General features: G+C 70.2%; 6 protein-coding genes. 5 read left to right on the top strand and 1 reads right to left on the bottom strand.

The genetic code is table 11. The features are described from left to right. Window positions 1-132: 132 nt before the first annotated feature. Entirely contained in the window at window positions 133-960 is an 828-nt protein-coding gene (locus tag AB1L88_RS13500) for a hypothetical protein (RefSeq protein ID WP_367097191.1), read from the top strand. Between the two features lie 208 nt (window positions 961-1168). Further along, entirely contained in the window at window positions 1169-4699 is a 3531-nt protein-coding gene (locus AB1L88_RS13495) for a ComEC/Rec2 family competence protein (protein ID WP_367097190.1), read from the top strand. On the opposite strand, the gene AB1L88_RS13490 is transcribed toward AB1L88_RS13495, so the two are convergent. Continuing rightward, complete coding sequence (locus AB1L88_RS13490; RefSeq protein WP_367097189.1) at window positions 4654-5085, bottom strand: hypothetical protein; 432 nt, start codon at window positions 5083-5085, stop codon at window positions 4654-4656. The two genes, AB1L88_RS13495 and AB1L88_RS13490, sit on opposite strands and share 46 nt — an antisense overlap. A gap of 257 nt (window positions 5086-5342) precedes the next feature. Between AB1L88_RS13490 and AB1L88_RS13485 the strand changes: the two genes are divergently transcribed. From AB1L88_RS13485 to trpS, 3 genes are all read left to right on the top strand, one after another. Next, on the top strand, window positions 5343-5648 hold the full coding sequence (locus AB1L88_RS13485) for a type II toxin-antitoxin system HicB family antitoxin (RefSeq protein WP_367097188.1): 306 nt from the start codon (window positions 5343-5345) through the stop codon (window positions 5646-5648). Further along, window positions 5648-6067, top strand: a complete 420-nt coding sequence (locus AB1L88_RS13480; RefSeq protein WP_367097187.1) for a type II toxin-antitoxin system VapC family toxin — start codon at window positions 5648-5650, stop codon at window positions 6065-6067. The genes AB1L88_RS13485 and AB1L88_RS13480 overlap by 1 nt, the downstream gene beginning before the upstream one ends. A 164-nt stretch (window positions 6068-6231) precedes the next feature. Then, on the top strand, window positions 6232-7203 hold the full coding sequence (gene trpS, locus AB1L88_RS13475; RefSeq protein WP_367097186.1) for a tryptophan--tRNA ligase: 972 nt from the start codon (window positions 6232-6234) through the stop codon (window positions 7201-7203). Window positions 7204-7267: the final 64 nt, after the last annotated feature.

Genomic DNA, 7267 nt, shown 5'->3' with positions numbered 1-7267 from the left:
GCCTTCGCGAATCATCCATGACTTCGCCAGGGCGTCCGGATAGAATCGCGCGGAGCGATGCCACGCGGGCCGCTCCCCACGTCGGGAGATCGCCCTTCGTCGACGCAACCGCTTGCCCGGGAGATGACCGCGATGAGACTCCGATTCCCGATCGCCGCCGCGTGCGGCACCGGCCTGATGGCATTCGTGCTCGGCCCCCTCGTCTCGGCGACCGGCCAGGACGAACCGCGCCCCGAACCCAGGCTCGAACTGCCCGGCGACCAGGCGAGGCCCGATCGGGGCGGGGATCGAGAAGGCCCCCCGGTCGATCGCCTGCAGGCCGAGCTGGCCGAGCTGCGCCGAATGCTGGAACGAGAACGCGACGCCCGCCGCCAGGCCGAGGAACGGCTCGAACGCTCCCGGGGGGAGGAAGATCGTGCCCGGCGGGGTGAAGGCTACCAGGGTGATCCGTTCGGCCCGGGGTTGCGCGAGCGCACGGAACGCGTCGAACGGGAACACGTGGAACGCGTCGAACGGGAACGGGAACGGGAGCAGGACCGCGATCGGGAACGGGAACGGGAACGGGGCGATCGCCGAGAGACGCCGGGGATTGTCGCCGTCGCCGAGGCGAAGGTCGAGGCGGCTCGGGCGGTCCTGAACGTCGCGGAGCTTCGCCTCGATGTCGCTCGGCGGAAATCAGCAGACGCGGACGGACCGGGGGGCCGCCAAATCATGAGCGACGAGCAGGCGACGATCCTTCGCCTGGCCGTCGCCGAGGCCGAGGCCGCCGTCGCCGAGGCCCGCGTCAGGGTGCTTGAGTCCGAGTACAACCTCGGCCAGGTCGCCCGGGCGGCCGAGGATTCCGGCGAGGACGCGGTCGTGAAGGTCGAGTCGGAATTCCGAGTGGACGATGCCCTGGAGACGGCCGAGCAGGTCATCGGCATCATCCGCCGCTTCCAGGCCGAGGGGCGTCCTCGCTGAGTCGACCTTTGTTTCCCAAATCGCCCGCCCTCGGCTCCCGGACGCGACAGGCCGGGGCGGGTGACGGGGTTGTCCCGGCTCGTCCCCAATCGATCCCCCCCTTGCTCCGATGGCGCAGCACACCCTTCCCGACCTCGGAGCCGAGGGCAAACCCCGACGCGACCCGGCCGAGCCGTTCGTCCCCGGCTGGAGAGGGACGCCGGGCAGGGTGCCTCCGCTGGCCCCGGTGGCCGTCGCGCTGGCGTCGGGGATCATCCTCGATCGGTTCGGCGCGTGGTGCGGGACCGCGACCTGGGCGGCGATGGCGTTGTCGGCCTCGCTCGTGGCCCTGGTCGGCTTGAACAGGAAACGGCTCTGCTACCCTGCGCTGCTGCTGGCGATCGCGGCCCTCGGCGGGGCCTGGCACCACTGGCGGTGGTCGGACCTGGCGGCGGACGACCTGGCGAGGGTCGTGACCGAGGAACCGAGGCCCGGCTGGGTCCGCGGGATCGTGTTGACCGTCCCCGAGCATCGGGCCGGCTCGGTCGCCGAGGAACGCCCCGGAGACGACGGCTACACCCGGTTCGAGCTGCGGATCACCTCGGCCAGCGACGGCCGGCAGTGGCACCGCGCCTCGGGCAAGGCGCTGGTCACGCTGGGAGGACGGGACGATCGCCTGTCGATGGGGGACGCGATCGAGGCGGCCGGCTCGATCGCCCTGCTGCCCGGACCGCTCAACCCCGGCGAAACCGACCCGAGGCTCGCCCCTCGCGCCCAGGGGGTCCGCCTGAAGCTGTCGACCGAAGGGCCGGACGGCGTCAGGATCGACCCGGAGGGGGCACCGTCGCTCCGGCTCCGCTGGCTCGGCCGGGTCCGGGCCGCGAGCGAGGCGCGCCTGGCCGATCTGCTCAGCGATCGGACGGCCCCGGTGGCGGCGGCCCTCTTGCTCGGCAGGCGGGGGGGGATCGACGGCGAGACGTCGTCCGCCTTCTCCCGGACCGGGACGGCGCACCTGCTGGCGATCTCGGGGTTGCACCTGTCGGCCGTGGCCGGGGTGGTGGGGCTGCTGGCGGTCGTCCTCGGGTTCAATCACAAGGATGCGGCGAAGATCGTGCTGGCGGCGACGATCGCCTATGCGACGCTCGTCGGCTGGACCCCTTCGGTCGGTCGGGCCGCGGCGATGGTGGGGGCCGTCTGCGTGGCCGCGATCGTCGATCGGAGCAGCTCGCCGGCGAACACGATCACGCTGGCGATTTTGGCGACGATGGCGATCAATCCGGCCTCACTGTTCCGGATCGGCTGGCAGCTGTCGTTCCTGGCCATCGCGGTCCTGATCCTCGGGGTGCCTCCGCTCGTGCGATGGATCGAACGCAGGTGGTTCGCCCCCGACCCGGACGACGACCCGCTCGATGCCCTGGAGCGCAGGCTCGAACCGGCCTGGAAAGGCGTTGCCCGCCGCCTGGCCCTGGTCCCGGTGCTGGCGCTGGTGGCGTCGGCGGCCGTCTGGCTGGCGACGATGCCCCTGATCGCCTGGCGGTTCAACGTGGTGGCGCCGATCGGCATTCTCTTGAACCTGCCGATGATCCCGATGATCAGCGGCGCCGTCATCCTCGGGGGATTGGCCCTGATCGGCTCGATCGCCTGGCAACCCCTGGCGATGCCCGCGGCCCGGCTCTGCGACGGGCTGCTGGGCCTCTCGCTGGCGATCGTCGACCGGTCGGAGGCAGTCCCCTTCGGTCATGTCTTCGTCCCCACGCCGCCGACCGGCTGGGTGATCGCGGGTTATGTGATGCTCGCGATGGCCTGCCGGGCGTCGGCGGCGCGCTGGCCGTTGCCGATGCGTCGCGCGGCCTGGATCGGCGTCGTCGTGGTGGGGTCAATCGGGGCGGTGGTGACGATGACCCCGCGGCGGCCGTCGTCGTTCGAGGTCGAATTCCTGGCCGTCGGCCACGGGCTGGCGACGGTGATCCGGGGGCCGGACGGGTCGGCCTCGCTCTACGATTGCGGCCGCTCGGGCGACCCGAGCGTCGGCCGCCGGATCGCCGCGCCGGCGCTCTGGGCGCGGGGCATCCGTCGGATCGACCGCCTGGTGATTTCCCATGCCGACGCGGACCACTACAACGGCGTTCCCGACCTGATCGATCGGTTCGCCATCGGCGCGATTGTGGTGCCCGACGGGCTCGACGAGCGGAACAATCCCGGGGCCGGGGCCTTGCTCGATCAGGCCCGATCGCGTCGGATTCCCATTCACGAGGTCGCGCGCGGCGATCGGTTCGAAGTGGTACCGGGCCTGGTGGCGGAGGTCCTCCATCCGGCCCGGGGCTGGCTGCCCGACGCCGCCGACAACGACCGGAGCCTGGTGCTCGACCTGGCCGTCGGCCCCGATCACCTGTTGCTGACCGGCGACCTCGACGGGGCGGGGCTGGCCGAGCTGCTGGCGATGCCTCGCCGGCCGATTGCGGTGATGCTGGCCCCCCACCACGGCGGCCGGTCGGCCAATCCCCCCTGGCTCTACGACTGGGCCAGCCCCTCGGCGGTCATCTCCAGCCAGCGGGCGACCCGGCCGGGGGCGTCGGATGCGCTGGAAGGGCTGGAGGATCGGGGGATCTCGGTGTTCCGGACCTGGCAATCGGGGGCCGTCCGCGTCTCCTGGGACGCCGATCGGATGGCCGAGGGTCCGAAGCTCTCGGGATGGAAGCCTCCCGACCCGCCGCCGGTCCCGGGTGGCGGAGGTTCCGAGCCGAAGCGGCGGATCGTTTCGGCCGCGATCCTGCCCCTCGGGTCGTCCTGGATCGTGCGGGGGTTGGTCTGCGTCGGGGGAATCCTGCTCGGTGTCTGGCTCTGCGGGGCCTCGGCGGTGGTCGTCTGGGGAGCATGGTCGCTGGTGCTCCCTGGGCGAGGGAACGGGAGCGGCCAGGAAGTCACGTTCCCGGCCCCCTGGCGGTCGGTTTCGATCGTTGCCCGGGATGGGGTCCGGCTCCGGGCCTGGCAACGGGGGCCGAGGGAGGGCGTCTCGGCCCTCGGTCCTGGCCGCGTCGCGATCATCGTGCATGGCCTGGCCGAAGCCTCGCCGAGCATGCAAGGCAGGGCCGAGGCCATCGTTCAACGCGGTTGGGCCGTCTTGCTGCCGGATTTGCGGACCTTCGGACGGAGCGAAGGGGACCGCGCCTCGTACGGGGCCAGGGAGGCCGGGGATCTGGTGGGCTGGGTCGACCTCTTGCGCGACGAGGATCCGGGCGCCCGGGTGGTCGTCTGGGGCCGATCGATGGGGGCGGCCGTCGCCCTGCGCGCCGCGGTCGAGGACGACCGGATCGAGGCGGTCGTGCTGGAGGCGCCCTACGACGATCTCCGCGAGGCCCTCTCGCTGCGGTTGAAGAGGCTCCGGTTCTCGGGCGCCGCCCGGCTCGGCGGGCTTGTCCTCTGGCAGGCCTCCCGGATCGCCGGCGCCCGGATCGATCTCCCCCGGCCGATCGACCTGGCCCCCCGATTCCAGCGGCCGGCCCTGATCCTCCGGGGAGAGGCCGACACCGTCACCCCTGCCCCGGCCATCCGTCGGCTGGCGGACGCCTTCCCCGACGATCACCGCCCCGAGGTCGTCCCCGTCGCCGAGGCCGAGCACGCCGAGGTGTTCGACCGGGGGGGCCCGGCCCTGGTCGCGAGGATTCTCGGGTTCCTCGACCGGTCGCTCGATCGACCCGGGCTTCGATCGGCCGATCAGGAGTCGGTTTCCCCGAGCGTCGAGCGGAGCGACCGGATCTGATCGGCCGGGCCGTCCCCTTCGAGGTCGGACCACTGGCCGAAGACGAGGACCGTGCGGCGAGGGGTCCGATAGCATCGGATCGAGCACGAATTGGTCGCGTCGAGGCTCATGAACTCGACCTCGTGGCCGACCGCCTGGTGCCCGTCGATCGACTCGATGACGGGGAAGGCATCGAGATCCGGATACTCCTGCTCCATCGCGTCGAGCGCCTGGCCGGCGACCTCCGAGGGCTCCGGGCAGGTCTCGTCGATCGCGACCAGGGCGAAGGCGACGCCGTTCGGCGAGTGGACCGAGACGGTCGTCTTCTCGCCGTCGGAATCGACCTCGACGTTCCAGTCTGCCGGATACTCGAATCGGATGCCGTGTTCGTCGAAGCGGCCCGTCATGAGCAAGGGGTTCCTTTACTGGTCCCGGCCCCGGTCTACGAGACGCCCTCTTGCATCTCGACTCAGGCGGCCCGAGCGTGATCCAACTGCTGCCCTGATCCTATCGTATCGAGCTCCGGCCCTGACCGCGACCTCGCCCGCGGCCTCCGGTGCCCTTCGGTTGGCCGGTCGAGGGGGAGGCGGCGGGGTGTTGATCGGCGGATCGCGTCCGTAGAATAGCCACCGTGATGCAGCCAGGCGGCGAAGGGGGCGACACCATGCAAATCACCGTTCTCGTCGAACCGATTCCGGGAATCGGTTTCCGCGCCTCGGGTGGGCCGTCGATCGGCATGGAAGCCGTGGGGGCGACTCGGGATGAGGCGATCGGGAACCTTCGTGCTTTGATCGCCAAGAAGATCGTCGCCGGAGCCGAACTGGTGCCGCTGGAAATGGAGGGGACCGACCCCGGTGAGAACCCCTGGAACCAGCATGCCGGCGTCTTTCGCGATGACCCGCTGTTCGAAGTCTGGCAAGAGGCCATCGCCGAGGCCCGCCGAGACGAGGATCCGGGGCCGAAGCGGTGATGAGCCTCCTTGTCCTTGATACCGATCTCTTGTCGCTCTTCCAGCGTGGTCATCCCTCGGTCGTAAGCCGATGTCAATCTCACCCGCCGAATGCCCTGGCCGTGACGATTATCACGGTCGAGGAGCAGCTTTCGGGCTGGTACACGCTGCTCCGGAAGGCAACACGCCCCGAGCAACTCCCGGCGGTCTACGCCCGACTTCAGACCAATGTGCAATTCTTCTCGGCAGTCACAATCCTCCCATTCTCAGCCCAGGCTGCGGACCGCTACCGTGACCTGCTGAAGGACAAGCTGGGGGTAGGTCGCATGGATCTGCGCATCGCATCGGTCGTCCTGGAGCATTCGGCGACCCTGGTCACGAGGAATCGTCGGGATTTCGGACGCGTCCCCGGCCTGACGATCGAGGACTGGACGACCTGATCGCCGCTCCGGAAGTTGGCCGATCGGGGGCGAGCCTGCTAGAGTAAAAGGCGGTGGCGCGTCGGCCGGGGCGGCCGACCCGGTCGGAGTGCGCCCCGGCCGTCGCGGGTCGGATCGCGGACGACGTTCGTTTGACCTGATCGATCGAAGAGAGCCAAGCACCGATGCGAGTCCTGTCGGGAATCCAGCCGTCTGGCCCGTTGCACCTGGGGAATTACTTCGGGGCGATCCGCCAGTTCCTCGAACTGCAGAAGGGCAACGAGGTCTTCTACTTCGTCGCCAACTATCACGCCCTGACCAGCACCCGAGACGCCGAGAAGCTGCGCGCGTACACCGACGACGTGGTCGTGACCCTGCTCAGCTTCGGCATCGACCCCGACGCCGTCACGCTCTTCGTCCAGTCGGACGTGCCCGAGACGACCGAGCTGGCCTGGCTCCTGACCAGCGTGACGCCGATGGGATGGCTGGAGAAGTGCGTCAGTTACAAGGACAAGGTGCAGCAGGGTATCCCGGCCGAGCACGGGCTGTTCGCCTACCCGGTCCTGCAGGCGGCCGACATCCTGCTCTACGACGCCGACCTCGTCCCCGTCGGGCAGGACCAGAAGCAGCACCTCGAAATCACCCGAGACATCGCCGATCGGTTTAACAATACGTATGGCGAGACGTTCAAACTTCCCGAGCCGTACATCCTGAAGGATGTCGCCGTCGTGCCCGGCACCGACGGTCGGAAGATGTCCAAGAGTTACGGCAACACGATCGACCTGTTCGACGACCCGAAGCTCATCACCAAAAAATGCAAGCGCCTGATCACCGACAGCCGCCCCCCCGAAGAACCCGGCGACCCGAGCAAGCTCGACGAGTTCCCCCTGTTCCTCCTCTTCCGGCTCTTCGCCCCGGCCGAGGAGTGGGAGGACATCAAGCGGCAGTACCTCGAAGGCGGCCTCGGCTACGGGACGGTCAAGGTGCGCCTGGCGGAGCTGATCATCGACCGCTTCGCCGAGGCCCGCGAGCGCCGGGCCGAGCTGCTCGCCCACCCGGAGCGACTGGCCGAGGTGAAGGCCGCCGGCGCCGCCAAGGCTCGCCGGGCCGCCCGGGCCGTCCTCGACCGCGCCCGGCTCGCCTGCGGCATGGCCTGATCGGCGGGCGGGTCGATCCGGGGGCCGGCGGCCCGATCCCCGGGACGAGCCGCCGGCCTCGATT

The sequence above is a fragment of the Tautonia sp. JC769 genome, assembly GCF_040717455.1.
In the GTDB taxonomy this organism is placed as follows: Bacteria; Planctomycetota; Planctomycetia; order Isosphaerales; family Isosphaeraceae; genus Tautonia.
Note: the sequence above shows the minus strand (reverse complement) of the source record. Positions and strands in the feature narration are given on the sequence as shown.